The organism is uncultured Lacinutrix sp. (assembly GCF_947500325.1).
Taxonomy (GTDB): Bacteria; Bacteroidota; Bacteroidia; order Flavobacteriales; family Flavobacteriaceae; genus Lacinutrix.
Genome location: NZ_CANMRQ010000062.1, coordinates 1 through 1,203, shown reverse-complemented (window position 1 = coordinate 1,203; position 1,203 = coordinate 1). Strand labels below are relative to the sequence as shown.

Sequence of the window (1,203 nt, the reverse complement as noted above, 5' to 3'; positions counted from 1 at the left end):
TCAGAATGATAACTCCATCATTCCAGCGCACTCCTCCGAAAAAATTGTCCTATCGAAATGGACTATTGCATACAACGTGTTTGTGTATGATTTCGTTGCGTGTTTCAGCAACTAAATTAGTAAACTAAAACGAACCAGAGGAAATTCCGAAGGAATTTCCAAGTAGGCTAGAACTAGCAATGAATTATACACGGTGTTGGCAATAGTTATTTTTTATATAAATACAATAGTCCATCATAAATTGCTCTTGATAACACAGAATGATGGTTAGTATTTTTAACTGGGTCAAATTTATAATTCAAGTTTTCAAGTTTCAATTCAGTTATAATCTTACTTACATCATTATTTGAAGTTCTTATACCTTTGATTTCTTCACCACCATAGCTATGATAAAGTTTTATTTCGCTGTTTGAACCTTTTAATTTGGAAAAATTTTCTTTATCAACTAATTCCGATGAATTCCAAGATAAAGAGGCTGAGATTAATAGTAAATCTTTGAACAATTCTGGACGATTTTGTAAAGTATAGAATCCAAAAAGTCCTCCAAAAGAATGCCCAAGTAAACCTCTTCGTTTATTAAGATTAGGATGTTCTTTTTCTACAAATTCAATTACTTCATTCTCTAAAAAATCTAAAAATAAATTTGCTCCTCCTGTACTTTCTTTATTGAGTTGATTTCCTCCTCCAGTTTTGACTGTGATTTTAATGTTATTATCTGGATTTGATTTTTTTAAACCTTCTAAAAGTCCCAAATTTTTAAATTGTGAAGGCGTAAAGTCCATATCTCTTTGTTTATGCCAATCTTTTTCAGAACCATTTAATGAAATTCCAACAAAAACAACGTCTTCCACATAATTACATAAATCCAATATAGTAAAAGAGCCGAGAGTAATTTCTGTAAGCCAATAAGCATCTAAATAATAAAGTGTTTTATATTCTTTGTCAGAACTATAATTCCTCGGAAAAGTTATTTTTAGGATATATTCGTCTTTATCCTCTGAATAGACTTTATGATTCTCTGTTTTATATCCTAATTCTGTTTTTTGTCCAAAAACATTAAAGAATAAAAATAAAAATCCTATTAACGTAATTTTAAGCTTGATGTTCGTCATTTCTAATTATTGCCAACGGTTTAGTATATGAGAAGTTGCGGGTTTGCGTGCGAGGAATTTCCGAAGGAAATTCAGACATAGCAAACGTGCA

1 protein-coding gene is annotated in these 1,203 nt (G+C 30.5%); it reads right to left on the bottom strand.

What is annotated here, in order from left to right:
• Positions 1 to 206 precede the first annotated feature (206 nt).
• Positions 207 to 1,112: an alpha/beta hydrolase-fold protein gene (locus Q0997_RS20155; RefSeq protein ID WP_299892503.1), complete on the bottom strand. Its 906-nt coding sequence runs from the start codon at positions 1,110 to 1,112 to the stop codon at positions 207 to 209.
• Positions 1,113 to 1,203: the final 91 nt, after the last annotated feature.